Below are 25,484 nucleotides of genomic sequence, written 5' to 3'. Positions count from 1 at the left end.
GCCCGGACCGCTCCCGGGGCTCTGCCCCGGACCTCGCGCCTCGAACGCCGGCGGGGCTGGGTCGGGCCGGGTCGGGGGCGGTCGTAGGGTGGGCCGTTGATGGATCGGACTTCGTGGGGGGATCTGTGCTGACCGCGCTCACCGGGGTGTTCGGGGACCGGGGCGATGCCCTTCGGGTGGCCGGGCGGAACGCCTCCTATGAGGATCTGCTCGGCGCGGCCCGTGCCGTGGCTGCCGATGTCGCCGGCGCGCCCGCCTTCGCGGTGACCGCGACGGCCTCGCTGGAGACCGTCGCCGCCGTCGTCGGCGGGCTGCTGGCCGGGGTGCCCTTCGTACCGCTGCCGCCCGACGCGGGGCCGGCCGAGCGGGAGCACATCCTGCGGGACTCCGGCGCGGTACTCGTCGACGTGGACTTCGCACGGCGTGGCGACGGTGGGCAGGGGGACGGGGTGGTGGCCGGGGCCGGGAGGCCGGCGCTGATTCTCTATACCTCCGGGACCACCGGCCCGCCCAAGGGGGTCGTGCTCACCTCCGAGGCGGTGGCCGCCGATCTCGATGCCCTCGCCGAGGCCTGGCAGTGGAGCGCCGAGGACACCCTCGTGCACGGGCTGCCGCTGTTCCATGTGCACGGTCTCGTCCTCGGGGTGCTCGGAGCCCTGCGTACCGGCAGCCGTCTCGTGCACACCGGGCGGCCCACTCCGGAGGCGTACGCGGAGGCCGGGGGCAGCCTGTACTTCGGGGTGCCGACCGTGTGGTCCCGTATCGCGGGGGTGCCGGCCTCCGCCGCCGCACTGGGCGGGGCCCGGTTGCTCGTCTCCGGCAGTGCCGCACTGCCCGCGCCGGTCTTCCGGGACCTGGAGCGGCTGACCGGGCTGCGGCCCGTGGAGCGGTACGGCATGACCGAGACGCTGATCACCGTGAGCGGGCGCGCGGGCGGGGAGGTGCGGCCCGGGACGGTCGGCACTCCGCTCCGGGGGATCCGTACGCGGATCGTGGCGGAGGCGGGCGCGGAGATCGGCGAGCTCCAGCTCACCGGGCCGACGCTGTTCTCCGGGTACCTGGGCCGGCCCGAGGCCACGGCCGCCGCGTACACGGAGGACGGGTGGTTCCGTACGGGCGACATCGCGGCCGTCGACGAGGCCGACGGGGTCCACCGGATCGTGGGCCGGGCCTCCATCGACATGATCAAGTCGGGCGGTTACCGGATCGGCGCCGGAGAGATCGAGAACGCGCTGCTGGACCACCCCAAGGTGAGCGAAGCGGCGGTGGTGGGGCTGCCGGACGCCGATCTCGGGCAGCGGATCGTGGCCTTCGTGGTGGCCGACGGCGTCACCGGTCCGGAACTGACGGACTTCGTCGCCGCCCACCTGTCGGTGCACAAGCGGCCGCGCGAGGTGCGGTTCGTGGCGGCGATTCCGCGCAACGCGATGGGCAAGCCGCAGAAGAAGCTGCTGTTGCTGGGCGACTTCTGACGGTACGACGTGAGTCCTGGTGAGTCAGTGCCCGTCTGAGATCCCTGGTCGGGTGGTCCGTCAGTCGGGATGCTGAGGTCATGGCCGTTGGCGAGGTGATCCGTAGGTATTGCCGGGAGTGTGGGGTGTTGCTGCCGTCGACGAAGTCGGCGGCAGCACTGTTCTGTTCGGGTCGTTGCAGGTCACGGCGGTGGCGAGCCCTGAATCACGCCCGCCGACGGGTCATGGTCATGCAGCGCGGTGAGGAAACGGTCTGTCCGGTGTGTGGTCGTGGATGGACGGTGGGGGTCGAGTTTCGCCGCTCGGCGGTGTTCTGTTCGTCGCGGTGCCGGACGCGTGCCTGGCGAGAGCGGACGTCGCGGGATTCCGTCACGGTGACGGAATAGCCGAACGCCGCGGGTGCCTCAGGTGTCCCGCTTGTTCGGTACGGGGTCGACCAGCCGGTCCGGTCGCGCCTCGCGCGCCCCCGGTTCGCGCCTGCCGCCGCTGGAACACACACGTCCATCCTGGTGATGACCTGGGCTGATGTGCTATCTGAGTGGTCGCTGTCGAGTGACTGGCCTGCCCGGGAACCACGAGGGGTGGAGGCAGCATGTCGGAGCGGGTGGGGAACGTTTCGCGGTCGCGCTACGAGGAGCTCGTGGCCGAGGCGAGGGACCTGGTCGAGCAGGTGGCGAAGGCCCAGTTCGGTCTCGGTGACCGGGCGTTGGAGATCGAGCCGATGCGGCCGGTCGGGGGGTCGGTGGCCAAGGGCGGCGAGGATCTGTTCACGGTCGAGGAGTCGTTGCAGATGTTCGCCGACGACATAGGGGTGGCGCTGTCGACGGTCGAGGACTGGCGGTGGGTGGCCTCGCGCTGGCCGGCGGGCAAGCGCAGGGCCGGTGTGTCATTCACGGTCCACAAGATCCTGGCGTCGATTCCGGACGAGGCGGAGCGGTGGGTGGCCATCGAGGACGCCCCGTTCAATCCGCGCCGGAATCGCAAGCAGTGGACCACCGATGGCGCGAAGCGGCTGGTGGGGCAGCAGGTGGACCGGCCGGTGACGGTCGAGGAGAAGGTCCGGGCGGTCCGTGACCTGACCCGTGACGATGAGGTGGCGGTGGCCGTCACGGCCAGCCTCCTGAGCCGGCCGGAGACCGCGGCCTTGCTGCCGGCGGCGGAGCGGGTGCGGGTGGTGCAGGAGCTGACCCGGGACGACGAGGTCGCCACCCGCGTGACCTCCAGGCTCCTCCAGCGCCCCCGGGTCGCGCGGGAGGCAATGCGGGACGACGACACCCGCTTCACCGTCAACCGCGCCCAGTTCGACAACTCCGAACAGGCCCGGGACAAGGTCCGGGAGCGCATGCCTGCGGTCCGCAGGATCGAGCACACCATCGAGTACCTCGACCTCGTCGGCTCCTGCCACAGCTACGTCGCCACCCTGGGCCGGCTGGTCCCGCGGATGCGCGGCCAGGAGTTCACCGACGACGAACGCACAACGATCCTGCGCGGGATATCCAAGGTCCGCGGCGCGGCCGACTGGCTGGAGGCAGCACTCGAAACGGGCCGCTTCACCCTGGATGAGCAGCTCGCCCAGCTCCTGAAGGGCGAGTGAGGTGCTGCCCGCCCGCCGCCGCATACGCGGCGCGGCCGCCCCGCTCAGCACCCATTACGGCGACCTGGTCCGCGTCGCCCTGATGGAGGCCAGGCCCGCCGGCCTGCAGACCAGGCAGCTCGTCGCCGCCACCCGCCTCACCCCGTCCCAGGTCGCCCGCGGAGTCCGCCACCTGCGGGACGTCGGCGCCGCCGAGCACCTCACTCCGATCATCTGGCGCCGCAAGGATGGCTACCTCTTCTCCGACGAGCCCGCCGACTGGATCGAGTACGAGAAACAGCAGTTCCGGCAGATCCTCGGCCGCCTGACCCGGATGATCACCGGCACGCTCGATCCGCACCTGGCCCGCTACCCCGAAGACGAATGGGCCCAGCTCGCATCCGCCCAGCTCACCGGCGTCCGCGCCACCCTCGCCCAACTCACCAAATGACCCCGACAGGCCTGCCGAGGGGAGGCCGTGATGGCCTTGAACTCCCGTCGGCGCCGTTATCCCTCCGACACCACCGTCGCGGAATGGGCGCTGATCGAACCGCTCCTGCCCCTCCCGGCCTGCATGACCAAGGCTGGCGGGCGGCCGGAGAAGTGGCACCGCAGGGAGATAGTCGACGCGATCCGGTACATCGTCGACAACGGGATCAAATGGCGAGCCCTGCCCGCCGACTATCCGGGCCCTTTCAGACGGTCTATTACCACTTCGCACGCTGGGCGCGGGCCGGGATCGTGGGCTTCATCCGTGACCAGCTTCGCCGCCAGATCCGTACCGGCCAGGGGCGATGTCCCTGGCCGGTCACGCTGATCGTGGACTCGCAGTCCGTCAAGGGCGCCGACACTGTCTCGAAGGCGACCCGCGGCTACGACGCGGCGAAGAAGATCAACGGACGGAAGAGACATATTGCGGTGGACACCCTCGGCCTGCCCGTGATGATCACGGTGACGCCCGCCGACATGACCGACCGCGACGCCGCCCGCGAACTCCTGTGGCGCCTGCGCCTCATGCAACCCCAGATCACCCAGGTCTGGGCCGACTCCGCCTACGCCGGCCAGCTCATCACTTGGGCCGACGACTTCCTCAAGATCACCCTCAAGACCGTCTCCCGGCCGCGCAACGCGAAAGGCTTCGTCGTCCTGCCCCGCCGGTGGAAGGTCGAACGAACCCTGGGCTGGATCATGAAAGCGCGGCGCAACGTCCGGGACTACGAGAGGCTGCCGCAACACTCCGAAGCCCACCTGACCTGGGCACTCATCACCCTCATGACCCGCAGGCTCACCCGCAAAGGGCTTCAGGCAAAGTGGTCCAAGAAGGGCTGATACAGCCTCTAACGTCATCAGTGTGCCCCAGGGGCGGGTACCCGCTCGGCTATCCCGTACGCGAGACACCCGGTGGAACGGCAGTGGCCCACGCGGAGGCTCGGTGGCTCGCCTGCGAGCCGAATAGCCACCGGTTGACCAACCCCCCTGGGTGCCCCGGCGGGCACGGCTGGCCCAGCGGCGCCGAGCGGGTGACAGCGGCTCCGTTCCTGGCGGGGCACGACGCTCGGAACTGGGCCAGGGTGCAAACGTGATCCCTCGGCACGGGCACGGTCTCGGCAGGGGGGGACGGGAGTGATTCCCCTCCCTCAAGCACCGAGTCCGGAGCCGCTTCCCGTACGAAGGACGTAAAGACATGCGCATCTCCTTGACCGCGATGGCGACCGCGACGGCCGGCATTCTGCTCCTGACCGGTACCGCCGCTGCCGCACCTGGCACTGCGACCCCGCACAAGGGCTGCTCCCAGACCATCCACCTGACCACCACCAACGGAGAGATCACCCAGGTCGACAACGGAACCCCCGGAGCGGGTATCGGCGACCTCACGGTCATCACCGGCGACCTCCTCGAGAACGGTGAGCCCGCCGGAACCCTCGGCATGACCTTCACGAAGATTCAGCAGGACCCGAACGACAAGACCACCGTCGGCGGCGGCATCTTCAAGCTCGAGGGACGAGGACAGATCGCCTTCTCCTCGATGCAGACCTTCCCCAACGACCAGCCCCCCGTCGGCATCAAGAACGCCATCACCGGCGGCACCGACGAGTTCCGCAACGCCCGCGGCGAGGTGCACGTCGTGAACGGTGCCCCCACCGGCGGCATCTACACGCTGAACATCACCTGCTGACGAACACCGCCCCACGGCCCGCCAACGGTTTCCGGTGTCGAGCCTGGCCACTCGGCCAAGTTCGCGCCGTCCCTAGCTGAATCGGCCGGGAGAGACACGGGCGCCACCGTGATCATCGACCCTCTCGGCAAAACGCCCATTCTGCCCCACGCGTTACAACGCCCCTTTGACCTGGGCTTCCGAGTATCCAATCAGGCACTCAGCTTGTCGTTTATGGTCCGATGTCGAACGCGACTCGCACTTGGTCGGCGTTTTCGCAGTTCAGCGGACGCGAAGGCGGCCTTCGCTTGATCCTGGGCTCCGTCACAGAGCGGATCAGCGCGAAGGCCGTGGTCATGAGTCTGATGGAGCAGGACGTCCTGCGGGACGCGTTCGCGGAAGTGTCACACTTCCGGTCGGAGTTGTACGCGTGTCTGACCGTGCGGGGCGATGCCTTGTTCGAGTTGTGCGACGCGTTGCTGTGCACGGACGGACCGGTGCGGACGCTCGTAGATCTCGCGCTCGCGCCTGAACACCGCCGTGGTCACGGTGGTTTGTACGGCGGTCTCAACCAGGGCCGGATCGATGTCGCCCGGCTGCGCCGGGCCCTGGCCGGGATGCCACTGCCGAGGGCGGCGGACGGCAGGCTGGTCCTGGCGGTGGACGTCTCGCCGTGGCTGAGGCCGGACGCCAATACCTGCGCTGACCGGGCCTTCTGCCACACTTTCGGCCGTGGCGTGGGCAAACACCAGATGGTGCCCGGCTGGCCGTACTCGGTAGTGGCCGCGCTGGAGAGCGGCCGCACCTCGTGGACGGCAGTGCTCGATGCGGTCCGTCTCCGGCCCGGCGCTGACGTGGCAGCGGTGACCACGTTCCAGATTCGCGAGGTCCTCGAGCGACTCGTTGCAGCGGGCCAGTGGAAGCCAGGCGACCCGAACATCCTGGTCGTGCTGGACGCCGGATACGACGCTCCGCGCATCGCTCACCTGCTGGCCGGCCTGCCCGTCGAGATCCTGGGACGGATGCGTTCGGACCGGGTGATGTGCCGGCCGGCTCCCACCCGCGAGGAGTTCCACAGGCAGCATCCCGCCGGCGGACGCCCACCGAGGCACGGCGGCGAGTTCGTCTTCGGCCAGCCCGAGACCTGGGGCTCTGAGCATGTCGTGACGGCCACGGACACCCGCCTCTACGGGAATGCGACCGCGCGGGCGTGGGACCGGCTGCACCCCAGGCTGACCCGGCGGGCCGCCTGGCTCGCCCACGGGGCTGAACTGCCCGTGATCGAGGGGACCGTCATCCGCCTGACCGTGGAGAAACTGCCCAGCGGCGGGGTCAACAAGCCGGTCTGGCTGTGGTGGTCGGGCACCGGCGCCACCACCGCGGACGTCGACCGCTGCTGGCAGTCCTTCCTCCGACGATTCGACCTCGAGCACACCTTCCGCCTGTTCAAACAGACCCTCGGCTGGACCAAGCCCCGGCTCCGCAGCTCGGACGCGGCAGACCGCTGGACCTGGATCATCCTGGCCGCACATGCCCGGCTCCGCCTTGCCCGCCCGCTGGCCGCCGACCTCCGCCGGCCGTGGGAGAAGCCAGCGGAACCGAACAGGCTGACACCGGCCCGCGTCCGCAGAGGGTTCAGGAACCTGCACGCGCGGACCGGCACACCAGCCCGTGCACCAAAACCGACCCGCCCGGGCCCCGGCCGACCTCCCGGCTCGAAGAACCAGCGTCCCGCCACCCGCTACGACGTCGGACGCGTCCTCGCCACCGGCGAGCCCTACACCCGACCCGCCCACCACAAAATCGGGACCAAACCCCGCCGAACTGGATAAACGACAAGCTCAGCTTGAGTTTTATCCTGTTCGGCGGGGTTTGGTGCCGACCTTGTGGTGGGCGGGTCGCTGGTAGGGCTGGCCTGTGACGAGGACTCTTCCCACGTTGTGGCGTGCTGCGGGGTGCCGGTTCTTCGATCCGGGTGGCCGTCCGGGGCCGGGGCGGGCGGGTTTGGGTGCACCGGCTGGTGAACCAGTGGCGGTTCGGATGTTCCTGAACCCGCGTCGGACCCGGGCGGGGGTGAGTCGTTCGGGTGGGGTCGGCTTCTCCCAGGGATGCCGGAGGTCCTGTGCGAGCGGCCGGGCGAGATTGAGCTGGGTGTGGGCGGCAGCCAGGAGCCATGTCCACCGGTCTGCGGCCTCGGGGCTGCGGAGCTTGGGGCGGGTCCAGCCCAGGGTCTGCTTCCAGAAGCGGAATGTGTGCTCGACGTCGAACCTTCGCAGGAAGGCCTGCCAGCAGCGGTCGACGTCAGCCGCGGTGGCGCCGGTCCTGGACCACCACAGCCACACCGGCTTCGGGTCTCCGCCCGAGGGCAGGTGCCCGACCTTCAGGCGGATGACGGTGCCCTCGATGACGGGCAGCTCGGCAGAATGGTCGATCCAGGCCGCCCGGCGGGTCAGCCGAGGATGGAGCCGGTCCCACGCTTGCGCGGTCGCTTTCCCGTAGCGGCGGGTGTCGGTGACGGTGACCGCCTGCTCGCCGCCCCAGGTGTCCGGCCGGCCGAAGACGAACTCGCCTCCGTGCCTGGGCGGGCGTCCGCCGGCGGGGTGGTCCCGGTGGAATTCCTCGCGGGAGGGCGCCGGCCGGCGCATCACCCGGTCCGATCGCGTCCGGCCCAGGATCTCGAGGGGCAGGTCGGCCAGCAGGTGGGCCAGGCGCGGAGCGTCATAGCCCGCGTCGACCACGATCATGATGTCGGGATCGCCCTCCCGCCACTGGCCCGCTTCGACGAGGCGATCGACGACCTCTCTGATCTGGGCGGTGGTAACCGCGGCGACGTCGGCGCCCGGCTCGATCCGGATCGCGTCCAGCACGGCGGTCCACGAGGTCCGGCCCGTCTCCAGAGCGGCCACGATCTGGTAGGGCCAGCCCGGGATCATCAGATGCTTGTTGTCGCCGTACCCGTAGGTATGGCAAAAGCACCGCTCAGGGGCGGTGTCCGCATCCGGCCGCAACCACGGCGAGACATCGACGGCCAGGACCAGACGGCCGTCGGCCGCCTTCGGCAGCGGGACAGAGACCAGGGCCCTCCGTAGCCGGCCCACATCCAGTCGCCCATGATTCAGCCCGGCATACAGGGCTCCATGGCCACGCCGGTGCTCCGGCGCAAGTGCCAGACCGACCAGCGTCTTCACCGGACCGTCCGCACACAGCACCGCGTCGGTCAACTCGAACAGTGCGTCGCCACGGGCCGTCATCGACGCGTACAACTCCGTCCGGAAGCGTGACAACACCCCGAACGGCTCCCGCTGGACATCGTGATACAGCAGACTCACCCCTACGGCCTTCGGCTGATTTCGTGCCTCTGTGACGGAGCACAGGATCAGACGAAGGCCGCCCTGCCGTACGGGAGTTACCACCACGAGTGGTCGAGTTCGAAGAACGATTCGACCCTCGAGGATAAAACTCAAGCTCAGCGGGTGTCGCGGGGCACCAGGTGGCGGGCCAGGACCTCCAAGGCCCGCGTCAGCTCCGGGAGTTGCTCGGCCTCGGCCTCACCGAGAGCGCGGGCGAGGGCGTCCTCGACCTTGGAGGCTCCGGCGGCGCGTACGGCGGCCACACGCGCGGAGGTTCCGGGGGCCTGGCGGACCAGCGTGCGGCGCCGGTCGGCGGGGTCGGGCGCGGTCTGTACGGAGCCGGCCTCGCGCAGGCGGGCGACGGCGCCGGAGACCTGGCTCTGCGGGAGGCCCGTGCGCTGGGCCGTCTCGCCGACCGTGGTGTCGGGGTGCGCGGCGATGTCGCCGGCCACGATCACGACGGAGCGGGTGCCGCCGGCGTACTGTCCGGGGCCGCCGGGGGGCTCGGGCAGGGCCTCCTCGCCGAGCTTCATCAAGGCGCGGCCGAGCAGGAAGAGTTCGATTCCGTCCACGGGAGCACGGTACATCGGAACCCGGCGAACCATCGAAGAAGATGCATCTGTTTTGATCCATCTCTATTGATGTATCTGATTCGATGGGTTACGGTGATTGCAGAGAGTGACGGACTGGGGGTCCGGAGCCGCGAGCAAGGAGTTGCCATGAGTGCTGTACTCCACCACCAACTGCAGGGATCCGGCCCGATGCTGCTCATCGCGCAGAGCGGGGAGGGGGACGCGGACCGCACTGTGGATCTCGTCCCGCACCTCACGGATTCCTTCACCGTGCTGACTTACGACCGTCGTGGACTGTCGCGCAGCCGGCCGGAGGAGCCCGGCCGGACCACGTCGCTCGCCGAGCACGCCGAAGACGTACACCGGCTGCTGGCGGCCGTCACCGACGAGCCGGTGCTGATGCTCGGCTGCAGTCTGGGGGCCGTCATCGGCCTGCACCTTGCCGTTCGGCACCCGGAGCAGGTGAGCACCCTCATCGCGCACGAGCCGGTGGCTCCGCGACTGTTGCCCGAGGGGGAGAGGGCCCGGCACGAAGCGGAGCTGGAGGAACTGCAGGGGATCTATCGCACGGGCGGGCTCGGAGCAGTCTTTCCGGAGATGGCGCGGGTCCTCGGGATAGACCTCACGCGGCGCGACGCCGAGCCGGGCTTGACCCCGCAGCCCCTGGACGAGCGCAGGCTTGCCAACTTCGGCTACTTCATCGAGCACGACTTCACGGCGATCGTCGAGGACACCCTCGACGTGGACGCCCTCACGCGGACCCCGACGCGCATCATCCCGGCGCTGGGAGCCATCACCCCCTCCACCGTCTTCGACCATCGATGCGCGATGGAACTCGCGGCCCTCCTGGACACGGAGATACGGGTCTTCCCGGGCGGCCACAACGGCAACACCACGCACCCCCGCGGCTATGCGGAGCGGCTGCGGGGTCTGCTGGCTCCGGCCGGAGCGTAGGCGCTCGGGAAAAGGGCAAGGGGCCTTTCGGCTGGGGCAGGTAGCTTGCTCGCATGGAAGAGACGTCTGATCTGGTCAGGACCGATCGGCGGGCCCTGCTGGCCGCCGGAGTGACCGTCGTGCTGTGGGCCTCCGCGTTCGTTTCCATCCGCTCGGCGGCCGCGCACTTCGGGCCCGGAGCGCTTGCGTTCGGCCGTCTGCTGACCGCGTCGGTCGCGCTCGGGCTGGTGCTGGTCGTCAAGCGGGTGCCACCGCCGCCGAAGCAGGCGTGGCCCGGGATCCTGATCTCCGGGGTGCTCTGGTTCGGGCTCTACATGGTGACGCTGAACTGGGGCGAGCAGCTCGTCGACGCCGGCACCGCGGCCATGATCGTCAACATCGGCCCGATCGTGATCGCCCTGCTCAGCGGCTGGCTGCTGAAGGAGGGGTTCCCGCCATTGCTGTTGGCGGGCATGGCGGTCTCGTTCGCCGGGGCGGTGCTGGTCGGACTGTCCACCTCCAACGGCGGGTCCGCGTCGGTGGGAGGCGTCCTGCTCTGCCTGGTCGCCGCGCTCACGTACGGGGCCGGGGTGGTCGCGCAGAAGCCGGCGCTGGCATATGCGAGCCCGATCCAGGTGACCACGTACGGCTGCTTCGTCGGCACGGCCGTCACCCTGCCCTTCGTCGGGCAGCTCGTCGACCAGCTTCCCGGGGCTCCGCTCGGCGCCGTCCTCAACATGCTCTACCTGGGGCTCTTCCCGACCGCACTCGCCTTCACCACCTGGTCGTACGCGCTGTCACGGACCACCGCGGGGAAGATGGGCGCGACCACGTACGCGGTGCCCGCCGTGGTGGTGCTCATCGCCTGGATCGCCCTCGACGAGGTCCCGGCCGCGCTGACTCTGCTCGGTGGCGCGGTCTGCCTGGCCGGGGTCGCCGTCTCGCGGAAGCGCCGGAGTCCGCAGGCGTAGGGGCCGCAGGCGTAGGGCCCGTAGGGGCCGGGTCAGGGCGTCTCCTGGTGCCAGTTCGCGTCCATGTAGCCGAGGGTGCGGTTCATGGCGATGGCCGAGGTGTTCGCGGGGTGGTGGATCGTGCGGATGACGGGGGCTCCGTGCTCGTCGGCGAAGGCGATCCCGAGGGTCTTCATGGCGAGGGAGATGCCGCGGCCTCGGACACCGGTCATTTCGTTGAAGGCGAAGCCGTCGGAGAGATGGAGGGAGGTCGCCGCCATGCCGACCCAGGTGCCGTCCTGGTCCCGGGCGACGATGATGCCGGCCGGGTCGTAGGAGGGCACTGCGAAGCGCAGGCGGGTGTAGGCGTCGTAGGAGTGGAACACGCCTTGTTCGGGGATGCCGGCCGAGCATTCCTTGTTCAGCTCGTAGAGGCTGCGGCGTTCGTCCTCGGCGTCGCCGAGCCGGGCGAGGGTCGTGAAGCTGAAGCCCGCGGCGCGGCACCGGTCGACGTACGGCGTGAACCGGGCGGAGTGGAAGGTGCGGACCGTGAGCTCGAGGCGGACCCAGTGGCCGCTCACGCGAGGCGCAGGTCTACGAAGGGCACGGTGTCGCCGGGGAGGACGTAGCGGTCGAACTCGATGAAGCCCGCCCGGCGAGCGAAGCTCAGACCCTCCGGGTTGGACGCGAGGACCACCGTCTCGATCACCTCGGCGCCGAGGGCCCGTGCCTGGGCGAGTGCGTAGGTGTACAGCTCTCGGCCGAAACCCCGTCCCCGGTATGGAGGGAGGACGCGTGCGATCACGGTGGCGGTCGTGGAGCCGGCGACGGGAGGGCGGACTGTCGTACATCCGATGAGGGTGTCGCCGAGGTGGGCGAGGTGCAGGACGTGGCGGGTGGAGCGCTCGCGTATGTCGTCCAGGGAGAGGAGGTCCGTCGGGATGATCGCGTTGTGGACGTGCTGCCAGTCGAGCAGGTCGGCTTCGGAGGCGGCGTCCATCGGGTGGATGCGGAGGCCGGGAGCCTGCGGTGGGGTGTCCTGGGCGGCGGCATCGAGGAGTACGCCGGCCAGCGTGGACGGGGCGGAGAACATCGGCCAGTGGCCCGTATCCAGGGTGACCGACTGCCAGTCCGGGCCGGTGGACAGGAGCTTCGCCACGTCGGGGTGGGGTTCGGTGCCGCCCAGCAGGCAAGTGACGTAGGTGGCGGGGAGCTCGGCGAGCGGGTGGGTCAGTACGGCCGGCTCGGTGAGCGTGGCGCCCGGGTGAGGGGTGGAGTTGGCGAGGATACGGGTGATGTGCTCTTCGGTGAGGCCCTGGTTCGCGTAGTCGGCGGCCTGTGGGGGCGGCCAGAAGCCGTCGTTCGCGGCGAGGGCGGCCTCTACGGCGGCGGCGGACCGGCCGTCCGGCCGGCGGGAGACGAAGGGCGCGTTGTGGGCGGGGAGGTCGGCGTCGACGAACACAACCCGGTTCAGGCGGCCGCCGATCCGTTCGGCGGCCTGGCCGACCGGGATGCCGGAGTAGCCGTGGCCCACGAGGACCACATCGCGCAAGCCGAGCTCGTCGATGGCGTCGACTATGTCCGTGACGTGTGTCTGCTGGCCGGCCGGGACGCCCTGCTTCTCCGCGAGGCCGGACAGGGTCAGTGCGTGGACCTCGTGGTCACCGCCCGGGCCGCGGGGTGGGGTGCCGGGAGCGGTGCGGGGAGGGGTGCGGAGTTCGGCAGCCACGTCGTCCCAGGCCGCCGCTCCGAGCCAGGCGCCTGCCACCAGTACGAAGTCGGTCATGAACGTACGTTAATCGAACCGGATGTCGGCGCTGAGGGGCAGGTGATCACTGGAGGTGGCGGGGAGCGTACGGACGCGGGTGACGGTGCCCGAGCGGACCAGGATCTGGTCGATCCGGGCCAGGGGGAAGGCCGCGGGCCAGGTGAAGGCGAAGCCGGGGGCGGGTGTTGCCGCCTTCACCGCCAGGGCGGTGCGGACGGGGGCCAAGCCGCGGTCGTCGGCGGTGCCGTTGAAGTCCCCCAGCAGGACGACGCGGTCGATGGGTTCGGCGGCGAGGACGGCGGCGAGGAGCACGGCGCTCTCGTCGCGGCGGGCGGAGCCGAAGCCGGAGGTACCGAGGCGCAGGGAGGGCAGGTGGACGACGTAGACGGCGACGGGCCCGTCGGGGGTGGCGGCAGTGGCGCGCAGGGCGCGGTTCCAGTGCGGATCGCCGGCGAGGGCCGAAGGCCTGATGTCCACGGGGCGGACGTCGGTAAGCGGGTACGCCGACCAGAGGCCGACCGTGCCGTGGGTGGCGTGGTGGGGATAGCCGGCGGCGAGGGTTGTGGTGAAGGCGGTGACGGCGGCGGGGGTGAGCTCCTCGACGGCGATGAGGGTGGGGTGCGGGGAGGCGAGGGCACTGGCCGTTCGGGAGGGGGTCGGGTTCTCGTCGCTGATGTTGTGCTGGACGGCGGTGAGGGTGGGGTGGGAGGCGGTGGTGGTGTCGGCGGCGGCCGTGGGGGTGTGGGGAAGGAGGTTCCCGAACTGGCCCAGCCAGGCGGCGGTGGGGAGCAGGAGGGCCAGGGCGGTGGCGGCGGAGCGGCGTCGTAGGGCCAGGGCGAGGAGGAGCGGGACGGCCAGGCCGAGCCAGGGCAGGAACGTCTCCAGGAAGCTGCCGAGGTGGCCGGGGGTGTTGGGGACGAGGGAGGGGCGGGTCAGGAGTACGGCGAGGAGTAGGGGGAGTACCGGGAGTACGGGGGGCGCGGGGAGTGCTGGGACGGGTGTTCTGAGGGCCGCGGGCCAGGGGACGTGGCGGGGGAGGAGTGGCCGGCGGCAGAGGGGTGGCCGGCGGGAGAGGAGGCGGGGGGTAGGGGTGGCGGGGACCCTGTGGGCGGGTTCGGGGGTCGGATCGGCCGTTGGGTCGGGGGTCGGATCGGGGGTCGGGCTGGGGGTTGGGTCAGGGGTTGGGCCGGCGGTTGGGCCCGAGTTCGTCTGGGTCATGGGCCGTTTCTGCCTGTTCCGATTGGGGGTGTGGTGCGGCTGGTACGACGACGTCGGGGGCGGGGGCGTGGTTCCCGCGGGGTGTGGGTTTGGGGGAGGTGGGGCTGGGCCGGGACGGGTCTGCGCGGGGCCCTGTGGGGCCGTTGCCCCTACTCCGGCCCTTCCGGGTACGAGTAGTTGGCGTACAGGAGATCCCGGGTGAGAGCGATCTTGCTGGGGTTTGCCTGGCTCGTACGAGAAATCGTGGCCGTACCCGGGGCCGGCGCGTAGGGCGTGCTTGGAAGCCGATCGGTCACGACGTACACGTGCCCGAGCAGGTCGGGTACGCCCACGGGGTGCGGTGTGTCGGGAGGCTGCCCGGGTTTCGACGAAACGCTCGAGCACGTTGAGGCTGGGGGTGGGATGTAAGCGGTTGTGTTTGGGGGTGGGGGTGGGTGCAATGGGGCGGATGATCAAGTGGTTGCCGGGTGGGGTTGGGCCTGGTGGTGTGGGAGTAGAGGAGCGGGACACTGTGAATGCCTCGGCGTCGGCGTCGTCAGGGGGGTCGGCCCAGGGGCCGGTCGTGCGGCTGGGGGCTCTTGTGCCGTTGACGCCGCCGGGGTGGGTCGATGCCGGGCGGCAGTTGCTCGCGGGGCTCGAGTTGGCCGTGCGCGAGGTCAACGAAGGGGGAGGGATCGGCGGGCGGGCGTTGGAGCTTGTGGTTCGGGACACCGCGGCCGATCCGGAGCGGGCCGCGGCGGCCGTGGAGGAGCTGGCGGGTCTGGGGGTGGCCGCCGTGGTGGGGGAGTACCACAGTGTCGTCGCCCGGGCCGCCGCCGTCCGGGCCGATGCCGTCGGGATGCCGTATCTGTGTTCCTCCGCGGTGCTCGACGCGCTCACCGAGGAGCCCACGCAGTGGGTCGCGCGGCTGGCTCCGGCCCAGTCCCACGGCTGGCGGACGTACGCGGACTCCCTGCTCGGGGCGGGCCACAGCCGGATCGCGGTGGCGATCCAGCCGAGTGTCTACTGGGCTTCCGGGACGCGCATCCTGCGGGAGCGGTTCGCCGCTCACGGGGGCAGCGTCGTGGAGATCGACGTGCAGGGGAGCACGGTTGAGGGGGTCGAGGGACTGTGCGACGTGCTTGTCGAGGAGGGGGCCACGGCGCTTCTGCTGCTGGTCGGGTATCCGGAGCCGGCGGCGGCGATCGTCCGGGCCGTCCGGGGCGACCGGCGGCTCGGGGAGGTCCTGATCGGGGCTCCGGCCGGACAACCGGAGTTCGCCGGATGGGCCGGGGAGCTGGGCGGGGACGGCGCAGGGATCCCGTTCCTGCGCTATCTCCCCGAGCGGCTCGGGCCGCTCGGGGAGCGGGTGGAGAAGGAGCTCCGCGAGCGGCTGGGTGAGGAGCCCTCGTTCGTGGCGTTCGAGGGCTGGGACAGCGTCACCGTCCTTGCCGAGGTGCTGCGTTCGTACGGCACGGACCGGGCGGCCATCGCCGCGGCCTGGCCGCGGGTGGAGGTCGAGGGCACCCGTGGGCCGATCCGGTTCTCCCGGAGCCCGGGGATCGGTGTCTGGCAGTGGGTCTGGGCACCTGTCCGCGTGGTCGACCGGGATCCCGCGGACCTCACCGGTCGATTTCGGATCGTTCGTGGTGAGGGTGGGGGCGCTCGCTGATCCGGGTGGCCGGCCTCGCGTCCTTCAGGGGCGGGACAGGAAGGCGCGGTACCAGGGGGCCGCGGAGGGGAGCAGGGAGAGGGGCGTGGGTGTGGGGCACAGGCCGGTGAGCTGCCAGATGGTGTCGGCGCGCTGGTAGTAGTCGCGGGCCAGCAGGGAGAACTGCCGCTCCGTCACCTGGCCCGGGTGCGCGTGGAGTTGTTCCACGCAGCGGTCCCACGGCCAGTCCTCCCGCGCCTCCGGCAGGATTCCTTCGGCGGCGAGCGCCGACATGAGGCCGGCGCTGGTCACCGCGGCGGGGTGGCTCGCGTGGTGGACCCCGCGCGGGGCGGGGCCCGGGGCCGTGGCCAGGGAGTCGATCAGGCGGGCGAGTTCGCCGACGTCGACCACGGACAGCAGGGCGCGGCCGCCGTCCCAGCTGGCCGGGACCCGGTCGATCAGTTCGGCCAGGGCCGGGACCACCCAGCGGTCACCGGCGCCCAGCACCAGACCCGGCCGCAGGACGGTACCGCCGGCGGCCAGCACCGGGGCCTCCGCCGCCAGGCGGGTGCGGCTCGCGGCGGACGCCGGATCCGGGGTCACCTCGTCGACCTCGATCCCGCGGTGCGGGAGGTTCCCGTAGACCGCGGCCGTGGACAGGTGGACGATCCGGTCCACCCCCGCCCGCACGGCCTCCGCGAGGAGTGCCGCGCCGCCCAGGACGTTGACCGTGTGGCAGCGCTCCTCGTCCTGCCCGATGTACGAGGCCAGGTTCACCAGCGCGGCCGCGCCCTCGCAGGTCCCTTTCAGGGAGCCGGGGTCGCCCAGGTCCGCACGTACCCACTCCACGCCTTCGCGCTCCGCACTGGGGATGCGGGCGAGGGCCCGTACCAGGATTCCGGGATGGCGGGCCAGGGCGTCCAGTGCGGCCGAGCCGACGAAACCGGTGGCTCCGGTGAGGACAATTACCCTGGGTCTTCCAGATGTCTGCATAGGGGCGATTTTATCGGCGCGTGGGTGGCCATGCCGGGCGCTCGGAAGTGGCCGTACAGCTCTTCGCCTGTTCGTTGCCGACGAGTTCCGCCGAGTTCCGCCGACTCCCCCTGTGTTCCGGTTGCACGGCCGGTCGCGACCGGCCGGCGTCGTGCGGAGGGGGCAGCGGGCGGTCAGCGGGCGGTCCAGCCGCCGTCCACCGGGACGGTCGCGCCGACCACGAAGGACGCCTGGTCGCTGAGCAGCCACGCGGCCGCCTGGGCGATCTCGCGCGGGTCCGCCGTACGCGGCAGCGGGGCCCTGGTGTGGAGTTGCTCCTCCAGGCCCGGGTTCAGATCGAACCACTGGGCCATCATCTCGCTGCGGGTCGTGCCGGGCGCGACGGCATTGACCCGGACGCCCTGGGCGGCGTACTCGGCCGCGGCCTTCGTCAGCCCGATGACGGCGTGCTTCGCCGCGATGTACGCGGCGGCCGCCGGGGTGCCGACCAGACCCGCGACGCTGCTGTTGTTCACGATGGCCCCGCCGCCCGGCAGCATCGCGGCGATCTCGTACTTCATGCAGTTCCACGTGCCGCGGACGTTGGTGGCCATGACGGCCTCGAACTCCGCGTCCTCGGTGAGGTGCAGAGGTGCGGGCACGGTACCGAGCCCGGCGTTGTTGAAGGCGGCGTCCAGGCCGCCGAAGAGCCGCACGGCCGTGGCCACGGCCGCCTCGACCTCTTCGGCGCGGGACACGTCGGCGACCGCGTAGGAGGCGGTGAAACCCTGGTCCGTCAGCTCGCGGGTGAGCGCGGCCAGTTCCTCCTCGCGCCGGGCGGTGAGGAGCACCGAGGCCCCGTGCTCGCAGAACACCCGGGCTGCGGCCGCCCCGATGCCGCTGCTCGCGCCGGTGATCAGGGCGCGCCTGCCGTCCAGGAGGCCGGTCTTTTCCGTCATGGTGACTCTTTCGTCTGCCGGGGTCCGATGGATCCTTCGGGGAGGGGCGCCCCGGCGCTATTGGCTGAAAATCGCCGCGTTGCGGGGGCCGGGCCCGCCCAGGATCACGGGAACCGTGCGGTGGCCGTTGGAGACGAACGAGAACTTCGGCCGGAGTTCATCGGCCGGCACGGCCAGGGCTATGTCGGGGAACCGCTCGAAGAGCGCCGACAGGGCGATGGCGACCTCCATCCGGGCCAGGTTCACACCGAGACAGTGGTGGGCTCCGTACCCGAACGACACGTGATCGGCCCGGGTGTCGCGGGTGATGTCGAAGAGGTCCGCCCCGGCGCCGTGGTGGAGGGGGTCGCGGCCCGCTCCGGCGAAGCAGATGACGATCGCGTCGCCCTGCGGGATGCGTACGTCGTCGTCGATCTCGATCGTCTCGACGGCGTAGCGCAGGATGCTGTGCGCGCCGGGCGGGTCCACGCGCAGGGATTCGTCGATCACGTCCTCCCACGAGGCCTTGCCGTCCCGTACGAGCGCGAGCTGGTCGGGGTGCGTGAGGAGGGAGACGACCGCGTTGTCTATGAGGTTCACCGTCGTCTCGTAGCCGGCGGTGAAGAGGAGGATGAGATTGTCGAGGAGTTCCTTCTCGCTCATGTCTGCGGTGCCCGAGTCTCGTGCGGAGATGAGGCCCGATGTGAGGTCGTCGGCGGGATTTTTTCTCTTGTGCGCCACGACTTCGTTGAGGATCTCGTACATGGCCGTGCCATTCGCCATCGCGTCCTCGGGGGTGATCGAGGTGGCGAAGAACGCGTCAATGATCTTCTGCAGCGGGTCGCGTGCGGAATGTGGAATTCCGAACAGCTCGCAGACCACGGCGTGCGGCAGTACGTGGGCGAATTCCTTGCGGAGGTCCACGGGCTCCTCCCGCGGGGCCTCTTCCAGGCGGTCCAGCAGTCCTGCGGCTATTTCCTCGACCCGGGGCCGCAGGGCTGCCACGCGGCGCATGGTGAACTCCCCCGCCACCGGCTTGCGCAGGCGCGCGTGCTCCTCGCCGTAGGCGGTGACCATGTTCTGCACCGAGACCCAGATGGCCAGCGGCCACTCCTGGTCGACTTCTCCGTCGATCCACGCCGGCCAGTGCCGGTAGGCGTCCTTCGATACCCGGGGATCGGTGAGCAGGCGTTTCACGAGTGCGTAGTCCGTGACGGACCACGCCTCCACTCCACCGGGGAGCACGATCCGCACGGCCCGGCCAAGGGAGCGTATGTCCTTGATCTCTCCGTGAATGTCCTGGCCGAGCGGATCGATGACGAACGGGCACTGCCTGCTCACAGGAGTATCCCTCCTACAACTGCTGGTGACGGTGAGTCGGATGACGTCACAGGCTGACACGCCTACGACCTTCCCGCCACTTTGCGCAGGGGTGACTCGGCCAGCGGATCGCAGGGAACCGGTGCCCATTTGGTTCGAAACTGAGGTGATCAGGAGGAAACGGGAATTGCTTCCAGGTGGGCGTCGAAGACCCGCTGGCCGCTCTGATGGCCTGTCACGCTCAGGGAGAGGGTGTTGTCACGGGTCCGGACCATCGGCTGCGCCTGGATCAGGCAGGGGGAGTGGAACTCCACATACCGCTCGAAGGTGAGGCTGAGCGCGACGGGGTACAGCCGGGTGGCGCCGGCGACGGCGAACGCTGCCTGGTGGGTCGCTTCGAGGAGGACCATGCCGGGTACGTGATCGTTCTTGTGCGCGAACAGCGTGGTGTTCGTGGTGTACGGCCGAAGGGTCCAGCACCGGGGATCCATGGTGGGAGCCAGCAGGACATGGCTCGGATCGGTGCGCAGGACGAGGGAGGGGTGCACCGGTTCGGGCACGGGCAGGACCGGGCGGGCGTCCGCGTACTCACCGCGCATCCGGCGGTAGGCGCCGGGAGAGGTGCACGTCATGCTGCCGTCGCCGGTGGCGATGACCCGGCCGCTCTGGATCACGTCCATGTGGCACACCATGCCGGAGAAGCGGGTGCCGCGGCGGTTGACGTTCGTGCAGGTGACGTCGATGTGGATCGGGGAGTCGTCGTCCGCTGTCAGGAGCTCCGGATCGATCCGGTACTGGATGTCGGACATTAGGAACTGGTGCCCGAGGGGGACGTTGTACTCGGCGTGCGAGAGCAGGATGCCCGTCTGGCGGATGGCCTCCGCGATGACGGCGGGCGAGCGGAAACCGTGGAGCCCGGTATGGAACGGGTGGTTTTCAGGCCAACGCACGGTGACGTCGAATCGGTCGGGAGCGGTGCGTTTCCAGGCGGACAGGAACACCTCGGAGGTGTCGGGACGGTGCACGAGCCAGTTGGGTACGGCCGGAGGCCTTGCATCTGAGACCCCGACCGACGGTCTTTGGGTGGTTTCGCTCGCAAAAGACGTGATTAACATGAATTCCCCTCCGGACTTCGAGGCAGATTCGAGCCACTCGTGGTAGGTCTCGGCTCGCCGCAAGATACGTGCTGCCTGGTATAATTTGCAACGGCTGTTTTCGGTGACATGCTCATACCCCCGAGGAGGTGCATCAGTTGGCCACCAGCAGCGTGGAAGGAGCGAGGGTGTCTCAGAGGGAGACTTCTCGGCGCACCCGGCAACTCATCGTCGAGGCCGCCGGCGCCGTGTTCGCAGAGAAGGGCTTCAACGGGGCCACGATCGCGGACGTCTACCAGCGGCTCGGGCTGACCAAGGGCGCCTTCTACTACTACTTCAAAGGCAAGGAAGAGCTGGCCCAGGCCGTGCTGGCCAGTCAGATCGACACGGTCGGCTTCCCGCTCGTACCGCGCAGCACGCGGCTGCAGGAGCTGATCGACAAGGGCATGCTCTTCGCCGTCCAGATCCGCAGCGATCCGATCGTGCAGGGCAGTCTGAGGCTCTCCCTGGAGCGCGGCAGTCACCACGAGCACCGCCTGCGCCCCTACCAGGACTGGATCGATCACAACCGGTTCGCCCTGGGAGAGGCCCGGGCGTGCGGTGAACTCCACGCGCACGTGGACCTGGACGCGGTCGCCAACCTGTTCGTCGGCGCCTTCACCGGAGTGCAGGTGCTCTCGGAGGTGATGGCCGACTGGGAGGACCTGGAAGTACGGGTGTCCGTGCTGCTCCGGCACATCATGCCGATCATCGCCCTGCCGACCGTGCTGGCCGAACTCGACATGGCTCCCGGTCGCGCCGAGCGGGTCATGGCCGACCTGGAGAAGCACCTGCGGGAGCGGGCCGAGGCCGAACTCGTCGAGTCGGCCGAGCTCCAGGCCTAGTACCCCCGCGGCGTACCCCCGCGGCCGGGCGTCCCGCGGACGGCCCGTTTCCCCCGCTCCCCTCCGCCGGGCGTCGTCGACGCCCGGCGGAGGTGTTTCCGCAACCGGTTCGGCGCTCCGGCCGGCGACATCAGATCTTCCGATGAGCGGTTGCCTACCTTCATGCACGTTTGTTTCCATGAGCGCGGCCCCGAGCCACATACGAGGCTCTTGACCGACCACGGAGACCCACATGATCAAGCTCGATGACATCCGCCGGCACGCGGCGGGCGGCGTGACGCGGGATGCCTTGGTCGACGGCCAGGTGCGGCTGACCTGGGGCCAGTTCGCCGAGACCGTGGAGCGGACGGCGGCCGGGCTCACCGAGCACCTGCCGCAGGAGGGCGCGGTCCGGGCGGTCTTCCTCGCCGGGAACAGCTGGCAGCTCACCGTCGCGATGAGCGCCTGCGCCACCCTCGGCGTCTCCTGCACGGGTCTCGACCCGCAGAGCGGCACGGACGATCTGGGCCAGCTGCTCTCCTGGCTGGAGCCGTCCGTGGTCTTCGTGACCTCGGAGCACCGGGCCACGCTGGACCAGCTCGTGTGGCCCAGCGGCCCGAAGGCCGTGCACGTGCTCCTGGACGGGATCACGGCTCCCGGCGCCCCGGCCGCCCCCGGCAAGCACGAGGCGCTCAACTTCGACCTGCTGACCTCGGCCGAACCCCTGCGCACCCTGCCGGCGCCCCGGCCCTACGAGTCCTTCGCGGTCAGCGCGCGCGGCGAGGGCCCCTCCCGCCTCGCCGTGCGCCGCACCCCCTCCGAGGGCCGCCACCTGGTCGACCTCGTGGACGAGTTCGGGCTCAACCGGGACGACGTGCACCTGGCCTGCGCCCCGCCGACCGAGCCCACGGCCCTCGCCCTGGCCCTGGCCCGCACGATGCTCGGCATCGGCGCCACCGTCGTCCTCGCGGACGGGGCCGGCCCCGAGACCCTGACCGCGCTGCTCGTCGCCGAGCGGGTCAGCACCGGAGTGATCACCCCCTCAGCCCTGCACGGAGTGCTCGGACTGCCGGAGACCACCGAGCCCTCGCCGCGCACCCGCCATCTGAGGTTCCTCCTCACCCCCGGCGCCCACCTGGGCCGCTGGACCGTCAACACGGCCTGGGAGCGGCTCGGCCCGGTCCTGCACACCGCGCTCGGCAGCGCGGAGACCGGGCTGACCGCCGTCATGGGACCCGAGGAGCTGCTGGTCTCGCCGCCGCGCTCGGGCCACACCACGCTCGGCACCACCGTCGCCGTCCTCGGCGAGGACGGGCAGCCGGTGCGGCAGGGCGAGAGCGGGCGCCTCGCCTTCGCGGGCCACCAGGTCATGGACGGCTACCTGGACGGCGAGACCCGGGTCGCCGAGCTGGACCTCGGCTGGGGCGTGGAGCGCTTCCTGGTCACCGACGAGTCCGGGTACGTGGACGAGACGGGCCGGCTGCTGGTCACCGGGCGGGTCACCGAAGTGCCCGTCGTGGTCCGCGATTCGGCCGTCGACACCGAGCTGTTCCGGCTGGAGTCGGACCTGCTCAACCTGCCCTGCCTGCGCGACACCGCCGTGATGCGGGTCAGCAGCGCGGTGCTGGGTGACGCGATCGTGGTCCCCTTCATCGCCGTGGCGGTCGGCCGCGAGGCCACCGGGTACCAGGCGCTCAGCGCGGCCTGCGCCCGCCGGGTCCCGTCGCTGCCCGCGCACGTCATCGCGGTCGACACCATCCCGTACAGCCCGACGGGCCGGATCCGCACCGGGGACCTGCTCGACGCGGTGCTGCCCATCATCACTCTGAACCTGCAGCTTGAGCAGTCGATGCAACAGGAGATGTCCGCGTGAACCTGCCCTCCTTCGACGAGCAGCCGTACGACGAGGTGCTGGTGGAGGACTTCGAGACGGCCTTCTTCGCACTCGAACTCGAACTCCTCGACCTGCCCTGCGTCCAGGACATCGCGGTGATGCGCACCCGGCTCCCCGAGGTGGGGGAGACGCTGGTGGTGGCCTTCGTACCGCTCCTGGAGGAGGACCAGGAGGCCGGCGGGCGCCAGGCCGCGCTGGCCGCCTGCGAGCGGCGCATGCCGTGGGTGCTCTCGCACGCGGTGGCCGTCGACGCGATCCCGCGCGCGGCCGACGGATCCGCGCGCACGGGGCTCCTGATCGACCGTCTGCTCCCGCAGATCGCCCGGGACCTCCTCTCGCCGATGGAGATGTCCGACTAGTCCACTCCGCCCAACCCGCTGTCAACCACGAAGCAGCGGCTGACCTGTGGCCATGCCCTCCCTGCGGGCATGGCCACAGGTATGTCCGCAGTCGTGCGGGAACGTGAAGTGTGCATTCTCGTGATGCCGTCATACCTGCACCGTGGTATGTTCCTAGCCTCCGAGGCTCTGAGTCTCGCAGAAGGGAGCCCCTGCCGTGCAGTTCCAGCAGTTACGCTCGTTCCGTGAAGTAGCCGCCGAGATGAGCTTCACTCGCGCCGCTCGCAACCTCCACTACTCGCAGCCCAGCGTCACCGCCCACATCAAGAACCTCGAGGACTACATCGGGGCCGAGCTGTTCCATCGGGCCGGCGGCCGGGTCCAGCTCACCGAGGCGGGCATGCGGCTGCTGCCGCACGTGGAGAAGATCATTCTGATAGCCGAGGCCGCCTGTATCGACGCGGCGTCCGCCGGCCACACCCGCCCCGCGGCCTGACCAGCCGTCGGACATCTTTTGCAATTCCTTTTCATTCGGCCCGGCCGTGTATCCGAATTTTCTGGATCAATGCCGGGCCGAAGTTATTTCGGAGCATCCGGAATTCGGCATTCCGTAATATCGAGAAGCGCGGTCCGATCTCCCTGAAGTCAACAAGGTTTCTTCGGACCGTAGTTGACGTATCTCCTCGAACGTGTTGGCGCCAGGGTTGGCGTAGATGGGCAATTGTCCGTGCGCGGCCCAGCAAGAGCGGATCGACGGCCGAGCCTACGCTCGGGGCAATCGAACTGTGCGTCCGGCAGCGGTCGCGTGTATTACCCCTGGAGAGGACACCAAAATGGGTCAGGTCCCGATAACGGATCAGTCGGCCGACGAGGCTCCGAACGACCTCATGACGGGCGACTCCTACCTGGAGAGCCTGCGTGACGGCCGCCAGGTCTTCGTGGACGGTGAGCTCGTCAAGGACGTGACGACGCACCCGGCCTTCGCCAACGCCGCGAGGTCGACCGCGCACCTCTACGACGCGCTCCACCACCCCGACACCAAGGACCTGATGACGACGGTCGACCGGTACACGGGGTACCGCGTCCACCGCTTCTTCACCCCGGCGCACTCGCCCGAGGACCTCATGAAGGCCCGTGACGCCATCGAGCACTGGGCCCGCCTGAGCTACGGCTTCATGAACCGCACGCCCGACTACAAGGCGTCGTTCATGGCCGGCCTGGCCGTCACCCACGACTTCTACGAGCCCTTCGGCGACAACGCCCGGGCCTGGTACGAGAAGTACGCCCGTCAGGGCCTGTCGATCAGCCACGCGATCGTCAACCCGCCCGTCGACCGCAACAAGTCGGCGCACGAGATCCGCGACGTCTACCTGAAGGTCGTCGAGGAGCGCGAGGACGGCATCGTCGTCGAGGGCGCCAAGCTCATGGCCACCGCGTCGGCGCTGAGCAACGTCGCCTTCGTCGGCCAGATCCACCTGGCCAACCTCGAAAAGGGCAAGGCCGAGGACATGGCCCTGGCCTTCATGGCCCCGCTGAACACCCCCGGTATGAAGGTCGTCTGCCGCACCTCCTACGAGGGCAAGGCCACCAGCCCGTTCGACAACCCGCTCTCCAGCCGGTTCGACGAGAACGACGCGGTGCTGGTCTTCGACAAGGCGTTCATCCCGTGGGAGAACGTCCTGATCTACCGGGACACCGAGAAGATCCACCAGTACTTCCCCCGCTCCGGCCTGCTCTCCCGCGGCTTCTTCCAGGGCGCGATCCGCATGTCGGTCAAGCTGGAGTTCATGGCGGGCATCCTCGACAAGGGCACCCGCATCAACGGCACGGACGGCTTCCGCGGCGTCCAGGCCGGCCTCGGTGAACTGCTCGCCTGGCGCCACCAGACCTGGGCCGTCACCAGCGCCATGGCCCTGGACCCGGAGGCCGGCCCGGCCGGCACCGTCCTGCCGCGCATGGACTACTCGGCTGGCTACCGGGCGCTCGCCCCGCTCAGCTGGGAGCGCACGCACCGCTTCTTCGAGGAGCACCTCGCGGGCGCGCTGCTGATGACCCCCTCCAGCGCCAAGGACCTGCAGAACCCCGAGCTGCGCCCGCTGCTCGACCGCTACTACCGCGGCACCGGCGCCACCGCCGAGGAGCGCACCAAGCTCTTCAAGCTGGCCTGGGACGCGATCGGCACCGAGTTCGGCGCCCGCCACGAGCTGTACGAGCTCAACTACGCGGGCGGTCCCGACCAGGTGCGCCTCGACACCCTGAACTGGTCGCGCGGCGCCGGTCTGCTCGACAACTACGGCGACCTCGTCCAGAGGGCCATGGACGACTACGACCTCGACGGCTGGACCCGCGGCCGCTGGGCCCAGGAGAACTGACCGTCAAGCCCGCGTACGGACGGGTGCCCGCGGCCCAGGCGCCGCGCGCACCCGTCCGCGCCCAGCAGAGAG

General features: G+C 70.2%; 22 protein-coding genes and 2 pseudogenes. 14 read left to right on the top strand and 10 right to left on the bottom strand.

Translation table 11 applies throughout. The annotated features are described in order from the left end of the window. Window positions 1–125: 125 nt before the first annotated feature. From OG435_RS45285 to OG435_RS45260, 6 genes and pseudogenes are all read left to right on the top strand, one after another. Window positions 126–1,472, top strand: a complete 1,347-nt coding sequence (locus OG435_RS45285) for an AMP-binding protein (protein ID WP_430625861.1) — start codon at window positions 126–128, stop codon at window positions 1,470–1,472. A 592-nt stretch (window positions 1,473–2,064) separates the two neighbouring features. After that, entirely contained in the window at window positions 2,065–3,066 is a 1,002-nt protein-coding gene (locus OG435_RS45280; RefSeq protein ID WP_266887093.1) for a DUF6192 family protein, read from the top strand. A gap of 1 nt (window position 3,067) precedes the next feature. Beyond that, complete coding sequence (locus OG435_RS45275; RefSeq protein ID WP_266887091.1) at window positions 3,068–3,496, top strand: hypothetical protein; 429 nt, start codon at window positions 3,068–3,070, stop codon at window positions 3,494–3,496. A 30-nt stretch (window positions 3,497–3,526) separates the two neighbouring features. After that, window positions 3,527–4,374, top strand: a pseudogene (locus OG435_RS45270) (IS5 family transposase). Window positions 4,375–4,729: 355 nt separating this feature from the next. Then, the gene (locus OG435_RS45265; RefSeq protein ID WP_266887089.1) at window positions 4,730–5,221 is read left to right on the top strand and encodes a hypothetical protein; all 492 of its coding nucleotides are present in this window, start codon (window positions 4,730–4,732) and stop codon (window positions 5,219–5,221) included. 335 nt (window positions 5,222–5,556) lie between these two features. Further along, window positions 5,557–7,032, top strand: coding sequence for an NF041680 family putative transposase (locus OG435_RS45260; RefSeq protein ID WP_266881490.1), 1,476 nt, complete (start codon window positions 5,557–5,559; stop codon window positions 7,030–7,032). Window positions 7,033–7,053: 21 nt separating this feature from the next. Here OG435_RS45260 and OG435_RS45255 read toward each other — a convergent pair whose 3' ends face one another. Next, window positions 7,054–8,529: an NF041680 family putative transposase gene (locus OG435_RS45255; protein ID WP_323188038.1), complete on the bottom strand. Its 1,476-nt coding sequence runs from the start codon at window positions 8,527–8,529 to the stop codon at window positions 7,054–7,056. Between the two features lie 137 nt (window positions 8,530–8,666). Further along, window positions 8,667–9,083 (bottom strand): MarR family transcriptional regulator, encoded by a 417-nt coding sequence (locus OG435_RS45250; protein WP_266887159.1) that lies wholly within the window; start codon window positions 9,081–9,083, stop codon window positions 8,667–8,669. A gap of 186 nt (window positions 9,084–9,269) precedes the next feature. Between OG435_RS45250 and OG435_RS45245 the strand changes: the two genes are divergently transcribed. Next, complete coding sequence (locus OG435_RS45245) at window positions 9,270–10,076, top strand: alpha/beta fold hydrolase (RefSeq protein WP_266887088.1); 807 nt, start codon at window positions 9,270–9,272, stop codon at window positions 10,074–10,076. 53 nt (window positions 10,077–10,129) lie between these two features. Beyond that, on the top strand, window positions 10,130–11,026 hold the full coding sequence (locus OG435_RS45240) for a DMT family transporter (RefSeq protein WP_266887086.1): 897 nt from the start codon (window positions 10,130–10,132) through the stop codon (window positions 11,024–11,026). A gap of 32 nt (window positions 11,027–11,058) precedes the next feature. Here OG435_RS45240 and OG435_RS45235 read toward each other — a convergent pair whose 3' ends face one another. The 4 genes and pseudogenes from OG435_RS45235 to OG435_RS45220 all read right to left on the bottom strand — a co-directional run bounded on the left by OG435_RS45235 (window position 11,059) and on the right by OG435_RS45220 (window position 13,991). Next, on the bottom strand, window positions 11,059–11,586 hold the full coding sequence (locus OG435_RS45235) for a GNAT family N-acetyltransferase (protein WP_266887084.1): 528 nt from the start codon (window positions 11,584–11,586) through the stop codon (window positions 11,059–11,061). Further along, window positions 11,583–12,005 (bottom strand): GNAT family N-acetyltransferase, encoded by a 423-nt coding sequence (locus tag OG435_RS45230; RefSeq protein ID WP_266887157.1) that lies wholly within the window; start codon window positions 12,003–12,005, stop codon window positions 11,583–11,585. The genes OG435_RS45235 and OG435_RS45230 overlap by 4 nt, the downstream gene beginning before the upstream one ends. A 39-nt stretch (window positions 12,006–12,044) precedes the next feature. Beyond that, window positions 12,045–12,791 (bottom strand): annotated as a pseudogene (locus tag OG435_RS45225) (alpha/beta fold hydrolase); the annotation flags it as partial. A 9-nt stretch (window positions 12,792–12,800) separates the two neighbouring features. Further along, window positions 12,801–13,991 carry an endonuclease/exonuclease/phosphatase family protein gene (locus tag OG435_RS45220; RefSeq protein WP_266887082.1) on the bottom strand — a complete coding sequence of 397 codons (1,191 nt, stop codon included), beginning with the start codon at window positions 13,989–13,991 and terminating at the stop codon, window positions 12,801–12,803. Between the two features lie 568 nt (window positions 13,992–14,559). Between OG435_RS45220 and OG435_RS45215 the strand changes: the two genes are divergently transcribed. Then, window positions 14,560–15,642, top strand: a complete 1,083-nt coding sequence (locus OG435_RS45215; protein ID WP_266887155.1) for an ABC transporter substrate-binding protein — start codon at window positions 14,560–14,562, stop codon at window positions 15,640–15,642. 24 nt (window positions 15,643–15,666) lie between these two features. Here the strand turns inward: OG435_RS45215 and OG435_RS45210 are convergent, their stop codons facing one another. The 4 genes from OG435_RS45210 to OG435_RS45195 all read right to left on the bottom strand — a co-directional run bounded on the left by OG435_RS45210 (window position 15,667) and on the right by OG435_RS45195 (window position 19,966). Continuing rightward, the gene (locus tag OG435_RS45210; RefSeq protein ID WP_266887080.1) at window positions 15,667–16,614 is read right to left on the bottom strand and encodes an NAD-dependent epimerase/dehydratase family protein; all 948 of its coding nucleotides are present in this window, start codon (window positions 16,612–16,614) and stop codon (window positions 15,667–15,669) included. Window positions 16,615–16,787: 173 nt separating this feature from the next. Further along, complete coding sequence (locus OG435_RS45205) at window positions 16,788–17,552, bottom strand: SDR family NAD(P)-dependent oxidoreductase (RefSeq protein WP_266887078.1); 765 nt, start codon at window positions 17,550–17,552, stop codon at window positions 16,788–16,790. 57 nt (window positions 17,553–17,609) lie between these two features. Then, on the bottom strand, window positions 17,610–18,872 hold the full coding sequence (locus OG435_RS45200; protein WP_266887076.1) for a cytochrome P450 family protein: 1,263 nt from the start codon (window positions 18,870–18,872) through the stop codon (window positions 17,610–17,612). Window positions 18,873–19,021: 149 nt separating this feature from the next. Then, on the bottom strand, window positions 19,022–19,966 hold the full coding sequence (locus tag OG435_RS45195) for a ScbA/BarX family gamma-butyrolactone biosynthesis protein (RefSeq protein WP_266887074.1): 945 nt from the start codon (window positions 19,964–19,966) through the stop codon (window positions 19,022–19,024). A 167-nt stretch (window positions 19,967–20,133) separates the two neighbouring features. Here OG435_RS45195 and OG435_RS45190 point away from each other — a divergent pair, with 167 nt between their 5' ends. The 5 genes from OG435_RS45190 (at window position 20,134) to OG435_RS45170 (ending at window position 25,412) form a co-directional block, all read left to right on the top strand. Then, on the top strand, window positions 20,134–20,829 hold the full coding sequence (locus OG435_RS45190; protein ID WP_266887072.1) for a ScbR family autoregulator-binding transcription factor: 696 nt from the start codon (window positions 20,134–20,136) through the stop codon (window positions 20,827–20,829). A 232-nt stretch (window positions 20,830–21,061) separates the two neighbouring features. Continuing rightward, window positions 21,062–22,681, top strand: a complete 1,620-nt coding sequence (locus OG435_RS45185; RefSeq protein WP_266887070.1) for a class I adenylate-forming enzyme family protein — start codon at window positions 21,062–21,064, stop codon at window positions 22,679–22,681. Continuing rightward, window positions 22,678–23,061: a hypothetical protein gene (locus tag OG435_RS45180; protein WP_266887068.1), complete on the top strand. Its 384-nt coding sequence runs from the start codon at window positions 22,678–22,680 to the stop codon at window positions 23,059–23,061. The genes OG435_RS45185 and OG435_RS45180 overlap by 4 nt, the downstream gene beginning before the upstream one ends. 241 nt (window positions 23,062–23,302) lie before the next feature. Beyond that, on the top strand, window positions 23,303–23,536 hold the full coding sequence (locus tag OG435_RS45175) for a LysR family transcriptional regulator (protein ID WP_430625857.1): 234 nt from the start codon (window positions 23,303–23,305) through the stop codon (window positions 23,534–23,536). Between the two features lie 337 nt (window positions 23,537–23,873). Continuing rightward, the gene (locus OG435_RS45170) at window positions 23,874–25,412 is read left to right on the top strand and encodes a 4-hydroxyphenylacetate 3-hydroxylase family protein (protein WP_266887064.1); all 1,539 of its coding nucleotides are present in this window, start codon (window positions 23,874–23,876) and stop codon (window positions 25,410–25,412) included. The last annotated feature ends 72 nt before the right edge of the window (window positions 25,413–25,484 follow it).

Origin of the sequence: Streptomyces sp. NBC_01264, assembly GCF_026340675.1 — a bacterium.
In the GTDB taxonomy this organism is placed as follows: Bacteria; Actinomycetota; Actinomycetes; order Streptomycetales; family Streptomycetaceae; genus Streptomyces.
Note: the sequence above shows the minus strand (reverse complement) of the source record. Positions and strands in the feature narration are given on the sequence as shown.